General features: G+C 53.3%; 13 protein-coding genes, 1 tRNA gene, 1 rRNA gene and 3 pseudogenes. 9 read left to right on the forward strand and 9 right to left on the reverse strand.

Going from position 1 to position 21,146, the window contains the following annotated elements; genetic code table 11:
- The 4 genes and pseudogenes from rrf to CFR71_RS17180 form a co-directional block, all read left to right on the forward strand.
- Positions 1-88 (forward strand): 5S ribosomal RNA (rrf, locus tag CFR71_RS00005); the annotation flags it as partial.
- A gap of 31 nt (positions 89-119) precedes the next feature.
- A tRNA-Met gene (locus tag CFR71_RS00010) sits at positions 120-196 on the forward strand.
- A 245-nt stretch (positions 197-441) separates the two neighbouring features.
- Positions 442-916 (forward strand): annotated as a pseudogene (locus tag CFR71_RS17175) (hypothetical protein); the annotation flags it as partial.
- Entirely contained in the window at positions 879-1,034 is a 156-nt protein-coding gene (locus CFR71_RS17180; RefSeq protein WP_207781312.1) for a hypothetical protein, read from the forward strand. The pseudogene CFR71_RS17175 and the gene CFR71_RS17180, both read left to right, overlap by 38 nt.
- Before the next feature lie 16 nt (positions 1,035-1,050).
- Here the strand turns inward: CFR71_RS17180 and CFR71_RS17185 are convergent, their stop codons facing one another.
- A complete protein-coding gene (locus CFR71_RS17185) occupies positions 1,051-1,227 on the reverse strand; it encodes a hypothetical protein (RefSeq protein ID WP_207781302.1) in 177 nt (58 codons plus the stop codon).
- A 51-nt stretch (positions 1,228-1,278) separates the two neighbouring features.
- On the reverse strand, positions 1,279-4,338 hold the full coding sequence (locus tag CFR71_RS00025; protein ID WP_110525436.1) for a TonB-dependent receptor domain-containing protein: 3,060 nt from the start codon (positions 4,336-4,338) through the stop codon (positions 1,279-1,281).
- 666 nt (positions 4,339-5,004) lie between these two features.
- Here CFR71_RS00025 and CFR71_RS16770 point away from each other — a divergent pair.
- Positions 5,005-5,646 (forward strand): annotated as a pseudogene (locus CFR71_RS16770) (IS5 family transposase); the annotation flags it as partial.
- On the opposite strand, the pseudogene CFR71_RS16775 reads toward CFR71_RS16770, so the two are convergent.
- Positions 5,643-5,835 (reverse strand): annotated as a pseudogene (locus tag CFR71_RS16775) (SOS response-associated peptidase); the annotation flags it as partial. The pseudogenes CFR71_RS16770 and CFR71_RS16775 overlap by 4 nt on opposite strands.
- 807 nt (positions 5,836-6,642) lie before the next feature.
- Here CFR71_RS16775 and CFR71_RS00050 point away from each other — a divergent pair.
- Positions 6,643-7,671 carry a phosphoethanolamine transferase gene (locus CFR71_RS00050; RefSeq protein WP_165832000.1) on the forward strand — a complete coding sequence of 343 codons (1,029 nt, stop codon included), beginning with the start codon at positions 6,643-6,645 and terminating at the stop codon, positions 7,669-7,671.
- 394 nt (positions 7,672-8,065) lie between these two features.
- On the opposite strand, the gene CFR71_RS16780 is transcribed toward CFR71_RS00050, so the two are convergent.
- Together CFR71_RS16780 and CFR71_RS16085 are read right to left on the reverse strand one after the other, a co-directional pair.
- Entirely contained in the window at positions 8,066-8,395 is a 330-nt protein-coding gene (locus CFR71_RS16780) for a hypothetical protein (protein WP_239020204.1), read from the reverse strand.
- Between the two features lie 33 nt (positions 8,396-8,428).
- Entirely contained in the window at positions 8,429-9,565 is a 1,137-nt protein-coding gene (locus tag CFR71_RS16085; protein ID WP_133251076.1) for a helix-turn-helix transcriptional regulator, read from the reverse strand.
- 1,779 nt (positions 9,566-11,344) lie between these two features.
- On the opposite strand from CFR71_RS16085, the gene CFR71_RS00070 reads away from it, so the two are divergent.
- The 3 genes from CFR71_RS00070 (at position 11,345) to CFR71_RS00080 (ending at position 15,777) form a co-directional block, all read left to right on the forward strand.
- Positions 11,345-11,926, forward strand: a complete 582-nt coding sequence (locus CFR71_RS00070; RefSeq protein ID WP_239020205.1) for a TetR/AcrR family transcriptional regulator — start codon at positions 11,345-11,347, stop codon at positions 11,924-11,926.
- A 110-nt stretch (positions 11,927-12,036) separates the two neighbouring features.
- Complete coding sequence (locus CFR71_RS00075; protein WP_110525455.1) at positions 12,037-13,395, forward strand: MFS transporter; 1,359 nt, start codon at positions 12,037-12,039, stop codon at positions 13,393-13,395.
- A gap of 219 nt (positions 13,396-13,614) precedes the next feature.
- Positions 13,615-15,777 (forward strand): TonB-dependent receptor, encoded by a 2,163-nt coding sequence (locus tag CFR71_RS00080; protein ID WP_110525458.1) that lies wholly within the window; start codon positions 13,615-13,617, stop codon positions 15,775-15,777.
- A 6-nt stretch (positions 15,778-15,783) separates the two neighbouring features.
- Here the strand turns inward: CFR71_RS00080 and CFR71_RS17230 are convergent, their stop codons facing one another.
- From CFR71_RS17230 to CFR71_RS00100, 4 genes are all read right to left on the reverse strand, one after another.
- Entirely contained in the window at positions 15,784-16,173 is a 390-nt protein-coding gene (locus tag CFR71_RS17230; RefSeq protein WP_207781304.1) for a transposase, read from the reverse strand.
- A 6-nt stretch (positions 16,174-16,179) separates the two neighbouring features.
- Positions 16,180-17,370: an MFS transporter gene (locus tag CFR71_RS00090; protein ID WP_110525461.1), complete on the reverse strand. Its 1,191-nt coding sequence runs from the start codon at positions 17,368-17,370 to the stop codon at positions 16,180-16,182.
- An 11-nt stretch (positions 17,371-17,381) separates the two neighbouring features.
- Entirely contained in the window at positions 17,382-19,697 is a 2,316-nt protein-coding gene (locus tag CFR71_RS00095; protein ID WP_165832001.1) for a TonB-dependent receptor, read from the reverse strand.
- A 141-nt stretch (positions 19,698-19,838) separates the two neighbouring features.
- On the reverse strand, positions 19,839-21,146 hold the full coding sequence (locus CFR71_RS00100) for a type I glutamate--ammonia ligase (protein ID WP_110525467.1): 1,308 nt from the start codon (positions 21,144-21,146) through the stop codon (positions 19,839-19,841).

The following is a 21,146-nucleotide window of genomic DNA, read 5'->3' on the forward strand; positions in this document are numbered from 1 at the left end:
CCCGATCCCATCCCGAACTCGGACGTGAAAAACCCCAGCGCCCATGATACTGTGCCTCAAGGCACGGGAAAGTCGGTCGCCGCCAGATCTTCCAGACAGCCCATAACACAACTCACCACCGCGGGGTGGAGCAGCCCGGTAGCTCGTCAGGCTCATAACCTGAAGGCCGCAGGTTCAAATCCTGCCCCCGCAACCAAAAATACGTGTCTGATAAGACAACAAAAAGCCACCCCAATGGGTGGCTTTTTTTGTGCCCGGAATTCTCCGCAGGATGCACATAGGAAACAGACGGAAAGATACCGGGGTAGAGCTTCGTCCACTTTTACAAATGCGTGAAAGCGGGGAGGGGCATCCCGTTGCCTGTTTCAGGGTATGATCCTGCCTCATCGAGTCAGGATGTCTCCCCCCTGCTGTCTATAACTGGAGTAGCAGGAAAGTCTCATGGCCGCAGACGAACTCATAGGACTGATCCGTTATCTCGGTCAGGATGACTGGCAGCACTGTTTCGCGGAAGTGCTCGGCGATCACATCGGTCCGGCGCTTGAAGCGGGCGACATCACGTTCGAGGATCTGGTGGAGATGATCGGTCCCGATGCCGCCATGACGCTATGGGCTGTGTCTTCGAGGATTTTCTCGGGCAGGACTGGGACGATGCTCGGAACATTGTTGACGTCTATCTGAAACGCCGGGGCTAGAAGAAAGGGCCACGCAACAGCGCCTATATACGTGCCCTCCAGGCTTCGGTCATGAGCCTGTATGAAGTCTCGGACATCAGACCCGGCCAGAGCCTCATGGCGCGAGACCTGCTGCGGGGTGGCGAACCATGAAGGCACAACAACCCGGACACTGACGGATTGCAGCGCGTCTCGTGCCGTCCGATGGAAAGACCATTCTGGCAGGCGACCTCCTCGCTTACGGCTGACCTTGCAGAACAGGGCGCATCCGTCTTCGAGGCTGCCATCCTCATTCTCTTGCTGTTCCTGAAGGCGGAGTTGGCCGAACGCGAAGTGCGCTCCATCGCGAACCAGATATAGACCGTCCAGATTCCGCCTACATGGACGTGTCCGGGTTCTCTTTTGCCAATAGGATAGGCAGGTCACCGAACCCATGGTCCGCCAGATTCATGGCAGGGACTTCATCGAGCGTGCCGAAAATGTTGTGCTGATTGACCGGCATGGGAACCGGGAAGATCCACCTGACGGCCACCCCCATGGCAAGTGTTGCCATGAGGAATGCCGCGCGTGAATAGGATCGCTCGGTTGTATTTAGTGTCATGCCTTACAGTGTTGCCGTAATTCCGAAGCGGAAGGCCCGTCCGAGAACACCATTCTGGGCCCAGGACGAGTTGTAAAGGTAGGAACCGTAGGTACCGAAATCATATGGAGCCTTGAAATCGGTCAGGTTGTAAATGTTGACATAGCCAGCCCACTGCTTGTTGAACTGGTAGTTCACAGTCATGTCGATGTCCCAGAAATGACGGACATTGCACTGCGTGGGATAGAAGCTGCTGACGTCCTGATAGAGCGCATATTTGCAGTTTCCGGCTGTTCCCGGGCCATCGTTATCTTCCGCTGTGCCGTGGTAGCCGCTGGTGTAATAGACGGTGAACGTCGTCGAGAGCCTGTTCCACGTGAAGGTATTCTGCCAGTTGGCGCGCCAGCGAGGCGTACCCGACGCAGAAGTCGTGTTCCATGGACCTTCGGTACCGGCAAAGCGCTCTATGCCTACACCCGGTATGCTTTCGTTGAAACGATGCACCCATGTTGCGTGACCGTTGCTGTACCAGTTGATCATCTTCAACGGACCAGGGAGGCGATGGGTAATCGAGAGGTTGAGGTCCACGCCATCGGTCATCATGCTGTTGGCGTTGATATAGGATGACTCAATGATGCCTGCGCGGCGCGGTGCGTCAGGATGCAGTGGGTCCGCAACGTCGGGGATCACCGTATCGCCGTCGATCATGACCGTCCTGTTGGTGTTCATGGCCTCGTAAGCTGAAGCTACGGTTGCTGCCGGAATCGGGTTGGAGACGATGACGTTCTTTTCGCGAATGTACCAGTATTCCGCGCTGAACGTCGCCCACGGGACGGGATGGAAGACTGGACCACCCGTGAAGGTGGTGTTTGTCATGGGCTTGAGGTTCTTGTTGCCGACGCTTTCGCCACCAAGGCTGTAGGCCTGGGCGTAGTCGTCCTTGGTTCCGTTGGTGTTGAGATGCTGGTTGATCCAGGTCTGGTTCGAGGGACCATAAGAAGTGTAGCCAATCGTAGTGCCGTTTGTTTCATAGAAACTCGGGACCTGGAAGCCCTGTGACCATGTCCCGCGGAGCATGAACTCCTTGGTCGGCTTGAAGGTGACGCCGATCTTCGGGGAGAAGTGGCTGAAGCCTGTGGAATAGGAGTCGTAACGTCCTTGGAAATCGGCGTTCAGCATCTTCACGATTGGCGCATTCAGCTCGAAATATCCGGAATAGACGTAACGATGGCCGATCGCGCTGAACGGATTGATGCTTTCATACTGGTTGTTGACGTTGGTGGTGTCGACCGGGTTGGCATTCGGGGCGTTGAAGCCTTCGTAACGGACGTTCGTTCCGACCGCGAGGTTCAGCATTCCGCCTGGCAGTTGTGTGAGCCCCTTGGTGACAGAGGCCTGCCAGGAATATTCTTCCGTATTGGAGTGGACGATTTCCGTTGGCGCGATGGCGTTCTTTGCCGCGGCGGAGTTTGCGGCCTGATCAACGAAATTATAAGTACCGTTCTCGATCGCATAATCAAGGTCGGCGATGTTGATGTTGTTGCTATATTTCGTGGAGAGGTCTGTATTCATGCCGACAAAGCTGGAATCATAGTTCCAGTCGCCACCCCAACTTGACGGTTCCCAGCCTGTCAGATGTATGGACCCGCGGTAGTTCTGGGAGAACTGGGTTTCGGCCGTGGGGTCGATGAAGCGTCCGTAAAGCTGTGCGCTTTCACCGAGCGATGCATAAGGATTGTTGGGGTTCAGCGAACCGTTCGGCAGATAGGCAGGCGCGAGCACGCCCTCGCTCGTCCCAAGCTGGGATTGTGTGTTGGCGTAGAACGCATTCGGGGTACCTGTATAGTAGGACAGGTTCTGCGAGTAGGTGAACATGCTCACAAGCTTCACGCGGGAGCCAAGCCTGACCGTGAGATGGGCGGTTGCTTCCACGCGACGGTCGTAAGGTGAAATCACACCATACTTCGAAACCTTGTCCTGTTGGCACAGGGTGCTCACCGAACCCGTCGGTGTGCCGGCGACGTAGCCCGAATGGGCTCCGGACAGTCCATTGCATCCAGAGGTGGGGTTCAGCAACTGATAGCCACTGAGCGCCTTTCCGTTGCTGTCGACAGCCTGTGCCGTGACGCCGGTGGTTTGCGTGACGGCATTGGTAAATATTCCGTCAGAACCGAGAAGGTTACCATCAGCGTTTCCGCCGCCGATACCCGTGATATTGCTTGTATTGTATGGATAGCCGAGCTGGCTGTTGGTGATCATGTCATCGGACTGGTATTCCGAGTTGACATAGAAGTTGTAACCATCCTTCGCCACGTCACCCACGCCGTAGTTCGCGTAGAGACGCTGATGGCCACCATAGCCGCCCTGGGTAAGGCCACCTTCCGCGTTGCCTTCGAAGCCCTTGATCTGTTCGCGCGTAATCATGTTGATAACGCCGGCAACAGCGTCAGCACCATAAAGTGCCGAACCGCCATCCTGCTGGACATCAATGGTCTGTACCAGTGACGAGGGCATCCAGTTCGTGTCGACAAAGTTACGTGCGCCGTCGTCGCCTGCGGGATAATAGGACAGGCGCATGCCATCCATCATCACGAGCGTAGCGGACGTCTGGAGGCCACGCAGAGACGGTGCGGATGCACCACCCGCGAAGGCACCGTTGGCGGAGAACGCGTTCGTCAGATTGCCCGAACCATTGGATGACAGAAGCTGAAGTGCGTCGGTCACGGTCTTGATGCCGCGCTGCTGAAGCTGCTTGGCGGTGATCTGCTCGATCGGCGAAGCGCTGTTCAGGTTCTTGTCACGGAACATTGTGCCCGTGACAACGATGCTTTCGGCGCCCGTCGAATTTCCGCTGCTTGCGGAAGCATTTTTCAATGCCATCTTGCGCGATGTGGTGGTGGCCGACGTCTTGCCCGTCGCAGAGCGGTTTGGGGCCTTGCTTCGTTTTGTGCTGTCAGGGTCGTCCTGGGTGGTATTGACGGCCTGGGCTTGCGCCGAGTCGGCGGGGGCCGTGACAGCGATGCCATTCAATGCAGAAAAGGCGAAAAGTATGATGTTCCGATGTGGGGCTGACCTGACTTTCATGGAAAAACAATCCTCAAGCTGGAGAGCAAACCGGAGAGTTCGTCACGGAAAAACATCGTTCTTGGATAACAACATATATGAGCTTATAGCTTGGGTGTCCTGTTATAAAAAACATTAATTCTTACAAAAAAACCTTCGAACATAAATTTAGTCCGATGTGTTGCATAAAAGCACATAAATTTCTTGATCGTAACAACTGATGCGATGTCTATTCCGTGTTGCATTGAATTTTGTGTTTGCATGCCAGGGGCATCGCCCTGAATCAAGTGGAGGATCGAACGACCATTGCGTGCTGTAACTTCTGGCGTAGAAAACGAAGCGTGACAGGTCTTATGCCATCTCCCGTGTGCTACGTCCTATATCGGGAAGCATCCGGTCGATTTGGAAACACGTCTCCATCGGCAGTTCGCACTGTCGTTGAAAAATACTGCAAACAAAAACCAGGCGGTCTCCACCGCAAAAAAGGTGCTTCTGGCCATAGCAGATACAGAGTCCAGAGCGGCGTGATGGCGCCGTGGCGCTAACCGTCCTGAAGATGGGATGCGATACCCCAGGTGGAGGATCCAAACATTATTTACAGGGTTGCTGATCAATGAAGGGCTGGTAATCGTCACCGCGTTTAATGATCGCGTGTACGACATGCCCCATCTTTGCGGTGAGACGTGGATGCGACGGTATGGCCTGAGTGATAGCCAGTGGGAGCGGATAAAGGATTTTCTCCCGGGTCGTTAAGGTCATGTCGGTGGCACAGTTGCGGATAACCGTCTGTATATCGTTATCGCGCGGGCATTCCGTGGCGTGACCTGTCAGTGCGGTTTGGGGATTGGAAGAATGTTGACAGATGTCTGCGCCGCTGGTGCGAAAGCGGCGTGATCGAACGGATTTTCCGGCATCTGGCTGCCGATCACGCCAATGACTACATGATGCTCGACAGTACGATAGTCCGTACTCACCAGCATAGTGCGGGCGCCCGTAAAAAAAGGGTGTGGATCAGGCATCGGGCGATCCCGTGGTGGGCTGACCACAAAAGTCCATGCCGTTGTCGATGCCGCGGGAAAGCCGGTAGTTCTTTCGCTGACGCCAGGGCAAAGGGCCGGCATCACTGAAGCAGAGCCTTTCATGGGTGAAGTCGATCCCGCAGCCTTTATCGCCGACAAGGCGTATGATGCTGCTCCGCTTATTGAAAAGCTTGTAGAACAGCAGATCACACCGGTTATTCCATCAAGGAAACTCCGCCTCTCACTCTACAAAAAGAGAAACGAAATTGAGCGGTTCTTCGCTAGACTGAAGCAGTTCAGGGGCAAGGCCAAGGGCTCTTCGTCGCTACGGGCAAACCAGACGGACCTGCTTGTCCCATCCGGCTGGCGCTTTGGTTCGGAAAAGGCCGTGATTGGCATCAGGCAGCGATGCGCTACCCCGCTCCCAGCGCTTCCACCATGTCGAGGCGGGATTACCGATATTGATCACACTCCGATCGACCCTGTGGCCTTTCAGGTATTCGACCCTAATCTGCCCCCGTCTGACCAGGCAGATGCCTGTCTGGACGCCAGACTGGACTACATGCGGGCTGTTCTGCAACGGGATTCATTTTTTTCTCAAGGAATGAAGCATCTTCCTGGGCGAATTATTAATAATAATCAATTGTATGATTATATATGGAGAAAAAATGACTTTTTACGACCCCTTATATCTTGTTCATAGAAAAAAAATAGGATATAGACCTCACCAACATTTTTATATACCTCACAAAGGATTGCATTGTGAATTTTAGGGCCTATTTTATTTTTATTTACTCGTTATTTTTATCTGCGTCTGAGTTTTATATTTCAAATAGCTCTGTAGGCCATAAGCATTACCCGCATCACGTATTTCTTATAATAGAAATGTTCCCCTTGCCATTCCTGTTTTTCAATTTAGGGAAAATTATATCAGCCATTTCCAATGGATTTTTACTATTTTTAACGATATTTGATTCATTTATTTCCTATAAATGCAAGGCTGTGACGGACGCAAATATTATTGCGGTGTTGGGAACAAATAAAAATGAACTTGTTTCCATGCTGCATACTGTCAATATTATTGTCTTGATGATATCTTTTTTATCGTTTTGTTGTTTCATTTATTTGTTTTATATTTTGGGCCGCGTTAACAAAAAAAAGCATAAAAATATCGTCTATTATACTTTTTCCTTTGCTCATGAACTTTTGTTATGTTTTAACACAGACGCTCACAAATAAAAAAATAACACGTACATATGATATCGCATCTCAACTAAGGTTTGAGCTGCCGGGTGTTTTAGGTGATATGTTATTTGCCATTTTGATCTCTTCGCATTCAGGGGATCCACTTTATGTCACACCAGTCGTGAGGCATATTGTAAGGGACCCTTCCATTACCAGGCAAAATGGTGAAAAAATCCATAACATAGTGTTTGTTATGGGAGAATCTTCACTTGCAACACACTATGGTATCTATGGTTACAAATCTTCTAATACAACGCCAGTTCTTGATAAATACAAAGAACAAGGAAAAATATGCGTAATTCAGAATTCGCATTCCGCAGCAGATATGACACGTTCTTCCGTTCCGATGACATTTTCGTTCTTTTCCCCGAAACAACAGGATACACTTTTATCAGAAAAAAATATCATTGAACTTGCACAAGACCAAGGTTACAAAACATTCTGGATTTCATCGCAAGATGGGACCGGACCCTATGCACGTAATTACGGATACATTTCAGAATTTAGCAATTATGTGACACGTGGTGATCTGAATAACACAGAAAATGGCATACGTAGTGCTCAGGACGATACTCTTTTACCTGTTATTAAACAGAAATTTTCAGATACTGCACCCTACAAGCTCTATGTAATTCACATTTACGGTAGTCATCAAAACTATGATGATAAAATAACATTGCAGGATGTAAAAGAATTGCCGCAAGCCATAACATATGATCAAAGCATACATCATACAGACCGTCTGCTCGGTGAAATCATGGATATGGCAAAACAGGAACTTGGTGACTATACTTTGATTTACACATCAGATCATGGGGAGATCGTTGGTGTTGGTCATGGAATACAATATGGTGGATACGATCAGTATAATGTCCCATTCCTGATGTATGATCCAAGCAAAAAATATTGCAATATTGCTGAGGAATTTGAAGAAAAAAGAGGATATTATTCATCTCTGGTCAATAAGTACATTCTTCTGTCTATGCTCGGTTATCCATTTTCAGAGCCGGAAATTGAAAAATTGATACCAGATGATATTATTCTACATTCGGACTCGAAGGTATATGATTACAAGTCAATCCCGCAGTAACTGGACGGATCGAAAGGCTGTTAAATAATGCCCCGTGCGCCTGAACTGGGGCAGTCTGTGTGACGGAAGCCTTTTCCGACTGGGGGGATCTGATCTGAAGCTTCCGGCCATGACACCGTGCCGATTTCTGGCTGACAAGGGATATGATAGTGACAGGATACGGGGGAAACTGCTTTTTTGAGGCATTCTTCCCGTAGTCCCACCGCGTTCAAATCGCACAGAGGATATGCTCTGTGATTTCCATTGTTACAGGGATCGCAACTGTATCGAGCGGATGTTCAACAGGATGAAGCAACTTCGCCGTACTGCAACCTGCTATGACAAGGAAATCCTTCCTCGCTTTTCTCTACCCCGCCGTCATCAAGTGCTGGTTACTGCCTTTTGTAAACAAAACCTAAACAGTCTCGCTACGTGTGGATGGAAAGACTCTGGGAAAATCCTTTGCGTTCGATACCTGCGTGCCTGCATGCTGTATCGTGTCGATGGAAGTATCAAACCCCCAGATGATGCACTTGCCGTCGGCAAAGAAAGCCGAAATAGTTTTTCGGCGGCGACCGGTTAACCGCTGAGCGTGCTGATCCCGCATACAGGCCTTGCCCAGACGATGATCCGGACCAGAGCCCTGTCCCATTGATGACGCGATAGGGTGCGCAAGGGCATGGGCTATTTGCGCGACATATCCTGCGCATTGAACGCTGAAAATGGTGAGTTGAAGTTTTGGCATGATCATTATCAATGGGTGGAATCCGGTGGCTCCTTAACTGGAAAATCGCCCAAAAGATGAAATGTTTCCGATAAGTGCAGCAAGCTGGCTCTGGCTATTCACGTTCAGTTTGTAGAAAATTTCCTTGAGCATGGTTCTGGCATACTGTTCCGATATGCCGATGATTTTTGCAGCCTGGCGTGGTGGATGTCCTGCTCCGACAATACTGGCAAGGCGCGCCTCTGACCTGGTAAGGCCCAATGCCTGCATGATGTCAGAAATATCAGGCAGAACAGGCTCCAGACTTTTTGTCAGAAGAACGATAAAATCATTATTATTCAATAGTGGGTTATTGATTTCCGTCAGAGATATCCTCATGGCCTTCAGCAGAATTTTCTGTCCATCCGTATTGTTGATGACAGCAAATTCCGATGCCTGAACCGTATCCTGCATATGACTGACTTTGTTTAGAATTTTTGTTATCTGATGTTTGTTTTTCTGATTGGTGGAAGACAGTTCGCCGCCTTCATAAGTCAGTGCATTTCCAATCAGGGATTTGAATATGGGATTCATCATAAGTATTTTCCCACTTCTGTTCAGCAAGGCAATTCCAAAGTTCGCATCATTATGAATTTTGCATGTGTTTTCAAGTATTAATGATGTATATATACTCGAAAAACTTAATGATCTGCATATATGTCTTGAAATAATGTTTCTTATGTATTTTTCATTATTTGTTTCACTTCTCTGGCCATCGTATCTCTGGGTGGAAATTTTTATTCCAGACGTAAATATGTCTTGGTCGACAAAGACATTTACGCGACCCCAATTATATTTTTTCAGAAACTCATTATAAAAAGCGGACTTTTTTATTTCATCTCCGACCAGTAAATGATTGTCGGGAAAATCCCCAACAATGTTTTTCTTGTATTTAAACGATATGTTGTATGGGTCTATTTTACAATATGGGTCTGTACGGTGGTAATAATCATAGGATGATGCATCGTGTTCCGGTTTGTTGAGGGATGTTAGTAACATATCTTTAAGATTCGGATCGAAGGGCACGACCACAACGGCAGCGACATCGATAAGCTTTGCGCATTTTTGAAGCGTATCTTTCCAATCGTAATTTCCAAGAGCGGATTCATATATGAGTTCGATAATGGAATTTACTTTCTGACACATATTCATTTACCTATCAAAAAGTTGACATATCCGGAGGGAGTGGCTCCTAAATGTGAACACCGTATATATTATCTTCTTTTGGCATCCAATCCCCCCAAAATGAGAAAGCTGCATTTTGCGGAACCGGATGACGTCCAGGCATGGCTTTGTGCAGCATCCCCAAAGGCGTGAGCGTGCCAACGGAGAATGTGGGGTCACCGTCATGCCCCCTGTTCTGTCCATCGTCTCAGCTATGTCGTGGCCTTATAATGCGGACTGAACCGAGATTTCGCTGCGACTGTCCTGCGGACATATGGAGGACCGGCATTTACGCATTTTTTGGCATGTGTGCTTGTGTGTGTAAATGAACAACGTTCATTTCACGCAGTGTGAATTCCCGCATGGCAGTCTGGTCAACGTCATTCATAATCCTGAATACAGATATTTTCAGAAAGATGTATGATGCGCCATCTGATAAATATGAACGTTGTTAATTCCGCAGGGAGTCCTGCCAAGGTATAATCCGATCACTCTGGTTCATATCCTGCGGCTCCTTTATGTGCTGAAAGATTATTCAGAATGACGACACCTCTTGGCGAGAGGCTCGGAGCGAGCATCTTTCGGGTATAGGAGGCAAACCACTCGCCGGTTACGGGGAGCATGCCGGACAGGCGCAGTCCGTCAATGAACGTTGTGATTTTCCGGTGCCCGTGGGGCACAGACATCCGAAAGCGTGCGCCACGATGCGACCGTTTCCGCAGGCGGCCCATCTTCGTCGAGGCAGCGCCAGATCGTGCTCGGCGCAAGCGGACACCGTGTGCCGTTGCCAGTTTCTCTGCGAGTTCGACGAGGGAAATATTGGCCTGTGCGTCAATCGATGCCAACAGGAAGGCCGACCAGGCTTCAATCCGATGAGAATGGCGATCACCGCCCCGCGTCAGAGCGTGGTCAGGACCGCTTGCCTGCCACTCCGCCGGCCATCGGATGACACTCGACGAAGACGCACCAAAACGAACCGCCGTCGCATGACGGTCATCCCAGAAACAATAGCTGCAAACGTGCGACAGCGAAGATCAGCAGACAGGCCTCCGGTCATACGGGCCGGCCTCCATACCGGCGCACAGTATGAAACAGATTGCGCCCGATATGGAAATCCAAAAACAAAACATTCAGGTCCGGGGCGTAGAGCCGCCCCCGGTGGAATATGTCACCCCCGCCGCGTGTCATCGACATCCAGGCTGCCGTGCTGCGTGTCTTCGCTGCATTGCTTGAGGCTGTATGGGCCATGGCATGTCCCGCCTCCTCGGGAAGGGGGGCAGTGCATATCGGGCAATGGCCCTCAGGATGGTGATGATGCTGTTACATGACCTGCCATCGGAGCAGTCAGGGGGCAAGGGTCAGGAATACGGCTGGCGCCTGCATTCACAACGAATTTTATGAAGTCCTGATCCAACCCACAGTGCGAAGGGTATGGGGTGTTGCCGATGTCTCTTGGCTGTCCAGCGGATTCGCCCTAAAAACTGGCAGTGTGCACTGAAGCCGTCAGCATGACGGGAACAAAATAGGCAATGCCAGATTTTTTCCGGACAGGATCACACATGTCAGGTATGCTCGGATTTTTCAGGCATGACTGCAATGAACCGCTTCGGATCGTATTGATTATCTCTGCGCCTTCATCATATGGATTTGCCTGTCGAATCCGCACCATGCCCACAAGGATGACGTCCCATTTCAAGAGCCTACCACAAAGGAAACGTCGCTGAAGACTTACGGATCGCCACCGTCAGGATACTGGAAACCGAACGGTTGGAAGATCTTTCAGTACGTCGTCTGACGCGGGAAGTCAGGGTCGCGCCAGCAAATTTTTATAACCATTATGGCAGCCTGAACGATCTGCTGCTGGAAATCGCCGCGGATTATTTTGAAGTGTTCCGCGAGCAGGCAGCTCATATCAGCCGCACATCCGCCAACCGGACGGAGGCACTGAAGCGGACCATTTTCTATTTCGTGGATTTTGCGCGCACCCACCCGCAGCTCTACCGGTTGATGTTCGGCTACATACCCGACGCCTATACCCATCCTCGCTACCGGCAGACCGCAAGCGCAGCGTTTGAAGACCTTATGGAACTGATATACGGCTATAAAGTCTTCACCACCAGTGACAATTTCGGTCCCAGAGACATGGCGGCGCTGGGAAGCAAGGTGCAGATCGGTTACGGCCTGTATGCCATGCTGTGCGGCCTGTCGAACCTGTTTGTGGCCAATGCTGTCGATGGCCCCTTTGCCCAATTCGGCAACCCGCGTGAAAGCATCGCCCAGTTCCTGAATGGCATTATCGATGCCTTCATCAGGGGTGACCTGCCCAAGGTTTTGGGAACGGAAACCTGAGTCCGGGCCTCTCTTTTCCCGCCGGATGAGAGGTGATAGGGTCTCGCCCCTGAATACGAACATTATTCATATTAAAGTTCAACCGACCAGAAAGGGAAGATTCTGCTGCCATGGTTTCAGTTCTTCCCAATGCTTCCGATGCCCGACCGGAACTGACACGATGGAAAACATGGCTTTATGCCTTTCCTGCGCTGCCGGCGGCTTTCATCATATTGCCGATGAATATTTTCATACCTGCCTTTTATGCCAGCCATACGACCGTTACCCTGTTGCAGATTGGCACGGTGACATCGGCATGCAGGGTCATTGACGCACTGGTGGATCCGGCAATCGGTTTCATGTCTGACAGGTGCAGTGCCCGGTCCGGTGGTCGTGGCATATGGGGCGTGGCCAGTGCTGTCCTGTGCTGCATTGCACTGTACTTTCTTTTCCAGCCATCCCCGCATACGACAGTCCTGTATTACGGAATATGGGCCTTCGCACTGTATCTGGGATATTCCCTGTTTGAAATTCCCCGTTGCGCATGGGGGGCGGAACTTGGTTCGCGTCCATCCCTGCGTACACGCATCAACGCAACGGTTGGCCTGTTTACCATTGCGGGCAGCCTGATTTTCTGGCTGGTTCCTGTCATCCTGTTCCGGTTTTATGGCACGACTGGCTTCACCCAGGGGACGCTTTCCGTCATTGTCTGGTTATATGCAGCCCTTATGCTGCCTGCTGTCGTATGCGTCCTGCGGTATGTTCCCGACGCATCGTCCGTACGGACCGGCGCGCCAGCCCTGCGCGGGCTTGTGCAGTCCCTGACACGGAACCGGCCTTTCGTCCTTTACCTGCTTGCTGTCGGGCTGTGGGGGATCGGGCAGGGCATATGGTTATCCACGACGTTCTTTTTCCTTAATGATTACCTGCGTGTGGGCAGTGCTTTTCCGTTCGTCATGATCGTGTTTTTCCTGTCCACCATTCTCGCCATTCCGGTATGGGTGCGCCTGGAACATTGGGTGGAACGTCATGACATATGGGCCATCAGCATCGTCCTGACCGTCCTGACGCGGCCACTTGCCCTCCTGCCGGATCCGGGCATGCAGAACCTGCCCGTCATCCTGCTGCTGACGGCATTGGGCGGGGCCCTGTCCGCGCCTGCAAATTTTGCGCCCGCCGCCACGCTGGGGGATGTCGTGGATTATGACATCTGGAAAACATGGACCAACAGGTCAGCTACCCTTTATGCCCTCAATACACTGGTGACCAAGGCCACCCTTGGCATAGGTGGTGGCGCGGGGTTCATCATCCTTGGCTGGGTCCATTATCATGCCGGGCAGGTAAACCACGGCCTGCCGCTGACGGGCCTGCTGTCATGCTACACCGTCCTGTGCGGCATTCCCCAACTGATCGCGGCGGCCATCATTTTTCGTTTTCCTATCGGACGACAGGAACATGCCCTGATCCGCCATCGCCTGCATGGACGCTGACATCGCCCGTATGCCTGTCCAAGAATGATACCTGAATCTTCCTTTTATGGTTACAGGAAACGACAGTCCTGCAGGATACCATGGCCTGCATACATGCTTTTTTTCATCACGTTACATTTTGTATTATGCCCCGCCAGAGCGACAACCCAATCCCCCCCAAAAAAGAATCCGAAACTTCCGGTCGCCCATCTGGCACAGGGCAGGCCGCAGGCCGAACAGATGGAAGTTACCGCCCGGCGCACCACCCAGCGGCTGTCTGACGTGCCGGCGCCCACGACCGCCATCGGTGGCCAGACCCTGCATAATTTCGATATCCTCGATATGAAAAGCATCATGGACATGGTGCCGAACGCCGTGGTGCCGACTGATCCGCAGAATATCAATACATATATCAATATCCGCGGCATCCGGCAGGTGGACAACAATGCCGATCCCAATTTCGGCATGTACCGCAATGGCATCTATGATGGTGGCCTGCGCACCAATCTCGGCCCACAGGTGGATGTCGCACGGGTGGAGGTCAATCCCGGCCCGCAGACGGGCCTGTATGGACGTGACGCCGTGGGCGGCGCGGTCAATGTGGTATACGCGACGCCGGAACAGAAAACCGGCGGATACCTGACCGGGTCCTATGGTAATTATGGGCGGGGTGAATTGCAGGGCGCGCTCAATGTGCCACTGTCGCGTCATTTTGCACTGCGCCTGACGGGCTGGTACATCGACCAGCCACGGGGTTCCCTGTACAACGCCACATTACATGAATATGAGGACCGTTATCGCCAGCAGGGCCTGCGACTGGGGGCGAAATGGACACCCAGTGACAGCCTGTCCCTGACATGGATGGCGGAATATGGGGATGTTCACGGGCCGTCCCTGGCCGGTTACGCACCCGATGGCGTTGCCAACCTGATCCAGGGCAGCGCGGCCGAAACGCCGGGTGTGGTGTATCGTGACACCCCCGACCGTTCCCACAATCATCAACTCTACCTTTCACAGGACCTGACATACAGATCACACTGGGGCACGTTCCAGTGGCTGTCCGCCTACCGGGATTATCATCTTGATGCAGGCGAGGATGGTGACCGCACGGACCTGTCGGCGTCATCCTATCCCCTGACATTGCAGAACCGGTTTGTCCGTCATGAAAATACACGCAATTATTATACTGAACTGCTCTGGTCTTCACCACAGGACCGACGCCTGACCTTTATGGCGGGGGCATCCTATTTTCATGAATATTTCTCGTTCCAGCAGATATACAATACAAAAATCGACCTGAGCCTTCTGCAGGGGAGGTGGGGCAACATTGCCTGTGATGCGTTGCAGGGTGATCCGACATGTTCTGCCATTCCTGGTGGCCGCTTTCCCGATACCGGTGTGCAGGCGATCAGCGAATATGCCCCGGGGCCGGGATCGGGAATCGGGACGCAGTCATGGTCCGGGTTTGTTTCGTCCACGTTCCATATCACCCCGTCCCTCAACCTGACGGCGACAGCACGCTATACACGCGACCGGAAAACCCTGTCCTACAGGCAGTACAATAATCCCGTGAATGCGAGTGGGCGGGCCATTGCCGCCCTGTTCGGGAATGTCTATCCGGACATGTCGCTCAATGACACGGCAAGTTATGGCAACTGGAGTCCCAGCGTCGAACTGAATTACCATCCATTCCACAACATCAATCTTTATGCCCTGTACAGCAACGGCTTCCGGGCGGGTGGTTTCAGCACGACAACGACAACGGCGGCCCTGATACCGTATGGGGAAGAAACCGCGACCAATTATGAACTGGGCGGACGCACGCAATGGCTTGACGGGCGTCTGGGCGTTAATGCCAGCCTGTTTTATATGACGCAGAAACACCTCCTGCTGGATGAGGCCGATCCACGTGCGCCTGCCGCGTTCAGTTTCTATTACCTTGCCAATGTCGGCAGCGCGAATACATACGGCGCGGAACTGTCGGCCCAGTTTGTGCTGACCCGCTGGTGGTCACTATCAGGCAATGTCGGCTGGCTGCATGCCCGTATGGCTGGTGGCCAGTCATATGGCAGCGATGTTGCCAGGCAGTCCCTGCCCGATACGCGCACATGGACAACGAACATACGATCCGAAATGGCGTATCCCATCACATCCACCTATAACCTGCTGTTCAATGCCAATTGGCATCATGAGGCAGGTGGCGTGCTGGATATCACCAATGTTCCGTGGCATTCGCTTGATCGTCTGGACCTGACGCTGGGAATGGCGTGGAAGAAGAATCAGCTTGTCGTCTTTGCCAACAATGCCTTCAACAACCGCGTCGTGGATTATGCGCTGACTGATGGAATCGATATCATGACCGCGCCCGCGACTTATGGAGTGCGTTTTACCGCTGCCTTTTAGGGCCTGTTAGACCTTGATATAGCCTGCTGTAGCAGCGATGAGGATAACGGAGGGGAAAGATGTGGCGGTCTTCTCATATCGGGTCGCGACAGCCCGCCATTCCTTGAGCCCTGCCCACAGGTTTTCGACCAGATGCGGGAGTCTGTAAGCCCGTTTCGGGCAGGCGACCTCGGGATCGTTCTTCCTTGGTAGGATGACAGGACGAGATCCGCGATTCCAGAGATCCTCACGAAATTTGTGCGAGGCATATCCGTTTGCCGGGTTGTTCAGATACGGGTTGGTACCATGTCGAGAGTGAGCCGGAGGAGCAGTCAACCGATCGCAGAGATATGGTTGGGAGTTTTTTTTACGGTATGAATATATGTACTTATTGGTACAAAAATTTTCGAAAGGCAACAGCGATCAATTCCCGCGGTTTTCGGAAATCATCGACATGTCGGGGACATTGCTTCTGGCATATATCTGCATCCAGTACACGCTGCCCGCGGAAACCAGCAACAGGATGCATTCAACCAGAAGCAGGGTTGGAAGGTTTCCAAAGGCCACGATCTGTCCCGCAAGCCATGGCGCAACAGAAAGTCCCAATCCAGCCAGAAGGTTTACCTCGGCTATGACTTCGCCTTTTTTGTCCTGTTGCCCAATGGTGGCGAAAATAAACGGAATAACGAATGTCCATGCAAACTTGAAACTCACGATACCTGCGATGAATCCCGCCATCGTCGGCAACATCAGAATCAGCAGGGCACCAATCAGCACACCGTATCCCATGAACATTGCGCCATTTATATTGGGCCTGCGGCCGTACCAGGCTGCCAATGCCGATCCCATGACCCCGGCGAACGCGGCGCCTGACATCAGCGCGCCGCCATGCAGGGCATTGATTCCCGCGCGTGTGCTGATCGCACCCGAAAATGTCCATACGCCACTCAGCCCCATATAGAACAGCAGGACAGCAATGCGACGCAGGAGTACGGGAAAACCTGATGAAATTGAAACATGTCCATCATTTGCGGGACGGGTCCCGGTGCCACCCCGGGCCAAAAACAGGCCCAACCAGGACAGGGCGATAAACAACATGGGCAGCAGGATGAAGTATGACCTTATCCCGTAATGCGTAAACAGCGCGGGCAGCAGGGCAAGTCCGATGACACCAGTCATGCACTGACCCAGAATATAGATGCCATAGGCTCGTCCCCTGTCCGCGCGTCTGTTGGCGCTGCTCATCGCGACAATTCCAAGCATTGCGCTGAATGTCGCCGTAATGAGGCGCACGAACAGAAGTGCGATGAAGTAATGGAGGCACAGGATCGCGATAAGGTCGCCCATGATGACGACAGCAACCGACACCAGCACGATCAGGCGCCACGGCATGCCGGGCAGGAGCCATCGTCCCCCCAGCCCGGCAAGGCAGTAGCCCCCGAATTCCATCGAGAAGAACAGCCCGACCCTGCGCGCATCAAGGCCGAGTTCGGTCATCAGCTGGGTGGCGATGACCGGCGCGCACAAAAGGCTTGCATTGGCCAGCCCCGCGAAGGCCGCGATGGCGATCAGTCCGCAAAGTCCTGACGTCGGGTATCTGTCCTGCTTGGGCATGGCATCATGTCTCAGAAATTGGCGGTTATATCGAAACCGACATTGGCGGGCGGGGCGACGACATCATGAATGTAATTGCCTGCGGGCTGGGCAAAGAATGTATTGAACTTGGAGAGGATGATATACCGGTTCAGGACATTGTTTCCGTAAAGCGACGCGGACCAGTATTCCCCCCTGTACATGACCTTCAGGTCCAGCTGGTTCCATGATGGAATATTCAGGATCGGGTCGGCGGAAGTTGCGTTCGTACCCACGTAGGTACTGTCAACCCACCGGAAATTGGCCTGGAACACAAGGCTCTTTTTTGGACCAAGCGGTACTGTGTAATCGCCACGGACACTTGCCGTCCAGTCAGGCGTGCTGGGCAGAGAGGAACCTGTCCGCACCACAGGCGCCTTTCCAACGCCGGGATGAATGACGTAATCCAGAAATTTGCTTGGGGTATAAGCCGCGTTTGCCGTGATTTCGAACTGGTTGATGGGGCGCCACGCCACGCTGGCCTCAAACCCCGTAATCCGGCTTGCCCCGGCGTTGGTGATGGCGTTCGAGGTAATGCCGTCCCGGACAACGGTTGACTGTACCTGCTGATTTTTCAGATCGATGTCATATCCGGCCAGTTCGAGACGCAGGCTCCTGTTGACCTGTGACTTGATCCCCATTTCATAGGTGCTGGTTTCTTCGGGCGCGACAGGGCTGACATCGGTGGGAACGACCGGTGCTTTCTGGTAACTGCCGGACTTGTAGCCCTGTGCATAACGAAGATAGACGGATGTCCCGCGCCGGATGTCATATCGCAGCGTGGCGGAAGGCAGCGCCTTGCCCCAGGAGTGGCTGCTGGGCACGTCCGTATTGAAAGAGGCCCATGATCCCAGACTGGACAGGGGGGATTTCAGGACATTGTTGGCAGGAATGACATAACGTTCTAGCCCCGCCGCGCTGACATCTTCCCAGACATAGCGTAGCCCCGCATCCAGGTGCAGCCTGGGCGTGATTGCGTATCCCACCTCCCCATACCCGGCGTAGCCGGTGCGACGCAGGGAGACGACCTGGGAATTCCAGATGCCGGAATACAGGGAATGCAGCGTGCCGTCCGGGGAATCCAGATCCGAAAGGACGTAGAAGCGGTTTGTATATTCCCGGTCCTTGTAGGCACTGAACCCGACATTCCATGTAAAGCGTCGTGACCCGTTGGACTCGATACGGAATTCCTGCATCTTTGACTGCTGTTCGGAATAGATGTCCTGCAGGTTGTTCTGCAGTCGCGCATCGCCGACAAAATCCAGCGGGATATCCGAATTCGCCTCACGCCATGACGTGATGCTTGAAAGCTTCATGTAGGGAAGCGTGTAGCTTGCGACAATGGCCGCGCCGTAATCAACGCTGTTGGACTGATAGGCAAGATCGCCATTGACGGTATAGCAGTGACAGCTGTTCAGCGGGCCTGCGCCGTTCTGGTTGCCATTGTCGCGATGGTAATCACCGATCAGCCGGATATCGAGGTTGTCGGTAGGCGTATAACGCAGGACCGTACGGAAACCACCTTTCTGTTCCACGCCAGTATAGCGGTTGAGGTTGATATGGTTGCCATATTCCGCGACCAGGTTCTCGCCGGGGAAATAAGGGTCGGTAAAGGGGAATTTCGATTTTCCCCTGTTATCTATGTAACCATCCGAACGGCTGTAATCCGCCAGGATGGATCCATACAGATTCCGTGCGATCTTGCCGCTGAAATAAAGCTGCGTCCGCAATGTATTGAAGCTGTCATAACCAACTTCCGCGCGGCGTATCCGTTTTTCACTGGGCGGCGTCGTGACAATGTTGACGACCCCGGCCTCCGCATTGCGGGCAAACAGTGTATTCTGCGGGCCCTTGTAAATATCCACGCGCTGCGGATCCATAAAACCTACGTCGAAGTTCAGGGATGGCATATAGACGCCATCAACATAGGTGCCGGTGGCGGCCTCCAGCTGCGCATTGGTGCCGACACCGCGAATGACCAGCTGCGTTGATTCCTGTGTGGGCGATAAGGAGCTTGTCGTCATGTACAGGCCCGGCGTCATGCCCAGAAGGTCCGTGGTACGCGCGACATTCAGCTGTTTCAGTTCCGCGCCGGAATAGCTGCTGATGGATTGCGGTACCTTTATCAGTTCCTGCTTATGGCTCTGGCCTGTGACATTGATTTCCTCAGGAACGATTTTCCTGTCAGCGGTTTTTACATTGGACCCGGGTGTCGTTTTTCCCGTGGGATGCGACGCGGTCTGGTCCATCGCCGGATTGCGCTGCGTATTGCCGGCCGCGCGTGCCTTGCTGCATTCCGCGGCGGCCAACCCGAAAATCAGGGCCGGAATCGGTACAGACCCAAGAATATGCGAAAAAGAACTATAACCTTTTTCTATGTTCCTTGACATGGGAACTTTGTCCTGTTTTCTGGGTATTTCTAATATTATCAGGAAATATCCTGATGCTATTTAATATATGCGTGCGTATTGTTCGCAGATATTCTCCGGGCTCCAGTCCCGGGTCTTGTCCATTTCGCATTTCTTTGCAGTGCGTATCCCTTCGATCAGGACAGGATCAAACCACTGCCGGACAACATGATCCGAAAGAAAGCATTCCAGTGCCGCGCCAAGGGTGGCAGGCAGGCGTGTTATTCCCGACTGCGCGCGTTCGGCCTCCGACAGGGCGTCGGGATCGCCGGACAGCAGCGGTGGGGTCGGCAGGCGCTGGCGCAATCCCTCCAGACCCGCGCGGACCAGGCATCCCAGGGCCCAGTAAGGGCTGGCCGTTCCGTCTGTCGGCCGGAATTCTATGTTGAAGGCACGGGCGGGATCGGCATGGGGCGCGATCGGGCATATCCTCAGGGCCGCTTCGCGGTTCAGCGCGCCAAAGCTGCTGTAGGCGGCGCTCCAGTGATGGGGAACCAGCCGCAGATAGGACACGACCGTCGGCGCGCACAGGACCATCAACGCCGGCATATGCCTGACAATGCCGGCCACGAACTGCCCACATCGCGCGGAGACGCCATGCGGCCGCGCGGGATCGTAAGCAACCGGCGTGCCGTCCGTCGCATCAAGGAACGAGAAATGGATGTGCAGCCCGTTGCCGACGCCATCGGGATGCAGCTTGGGCGTGAATGTGGCGCGATGCCCATGCAGGCGCGCGACTTCGCGCACGACCTCGCGCACCAGAACCGCCTTGTCCGCGGCCTGCAGGCCGGGCCGGGGGGCGCAGGCCAGTTCGAACTGGTCCTGTCCGTATTCGGGAAGTATTATTTCCGGCGCCGCGCCAATATCCGTCAATGCATCGACCAGATCCCGGCACATCGTGTCCGCGCGCCGCATGGCCTGCAGGGAAAAGGCCGGTGCAGCCCCCCATGACGCGCCCTTTATCTGGAATTCCATTTCAAAGGCACCCTGAAGGATCAGGCCGAATTCATTTTCCAGATCCGACAGTGCCGCCTTGAGGAAGGAGCGCCCGCAACCATACCAGGGCGTTCCGTCCAGCGTGGTGATGTCACACAGCATCCCGTCCAGGGCGCCATCCCCCAGGCGGCGCGACAGGAACCGCGTCTGCGGGTCCGGAAGCAGGCGCAGGTCACCGATGCATCCCCACGGATTGTCAGCCGCGATTTCATCAAAAGGGGTGAGGCCGAGGTTGGCGGGCACCCACCCGCATCCCTTTTCCATCGCGGCACTGCGTGCGGGCAGGGGAAAGAAACGGCCGCGCGTGATCCCGACCAGGTCATTGGTCAGCAACGCCCCGAGCGCCGTTGTCAT

The organism is Novacetimonas pomaceti (genome assembly GCF_003207955.1).
GTDB lineage: Bacteria > Pseudomonadota > Alphaproteobacteria > Acetobacterales > Acetobacteraceae > Novacetimonas > Novacetimonas pomaceti.

Coding starts and splice junctions, on each gene's coding strand:
- CFR71_RS17180 (WP_207781312.1), top strand. CDS start 879: ATGGAAAGACCATTCTGGCAGGCGACCTCCTCGCTTACGGCTGACCTT.
- CFR71_RS17185 (WP_207781302.1), bottom strand. CDS start 1,227: ATGGCAACACTTGCCATGGGGGTGGCCGTCAGGTGGATCTTCCCGGTT.
- CFR71_RS00025 (WP_110525436.1), bottom strand. CDS start 4,338: ATGAAAGTCAGGTCAGCCCCACATCGGAACATCATACTTTTCGCCTTT.
- CFR71_RS00050 (WP_165832000.1), top strand. CDS start 6,643: ATGTTATTTGCCATTTTGATCTCTTCGCATTCAGGGGATCCACTTTAT.
- CFR71_RS16780 (WP_239020204.1), bottom strand. CDS start 8,395: ATGCCAAAACTTCAACTCACCATTTTCAGCGTTCAATGCGCAGGATAT.
- CFR71_RS16085 (WP_133251076.1), bottom strand. CDS start 9,565: ATGAATATGTGTCAGAAAGTAAATTCCATTATCGAACTCATATATGAA.
- CFR71_RS00075 (WP_110525455.1), top strand. CDS start 12,037: ATGGTTTCAGTTCTTCCCAATGCTTCCGATGCCCGACCGGAACTGACA.
- CFR71_RS00080 (WP_110525458.1), top strand. CDS start 13,615: ATGGAAGTTACCGCCCGGCGCACCACCCAGCGGCTGTCTGACGTGCCG.
- CFR71_RS00090 (WP_110525461.1), bottom strand. CDS start 17,370: ATGCCCAAGCAGGACAGATACCCGACGTCAGGACTTTGCGGACTGATC.
- CFR71_RS00100 (WP_110525467.1), bottom strand. CDS start 21,146: ATGACAACGGCGCTCGGGGCGTTGCTGACCAATGACCTGGTCGGGATC.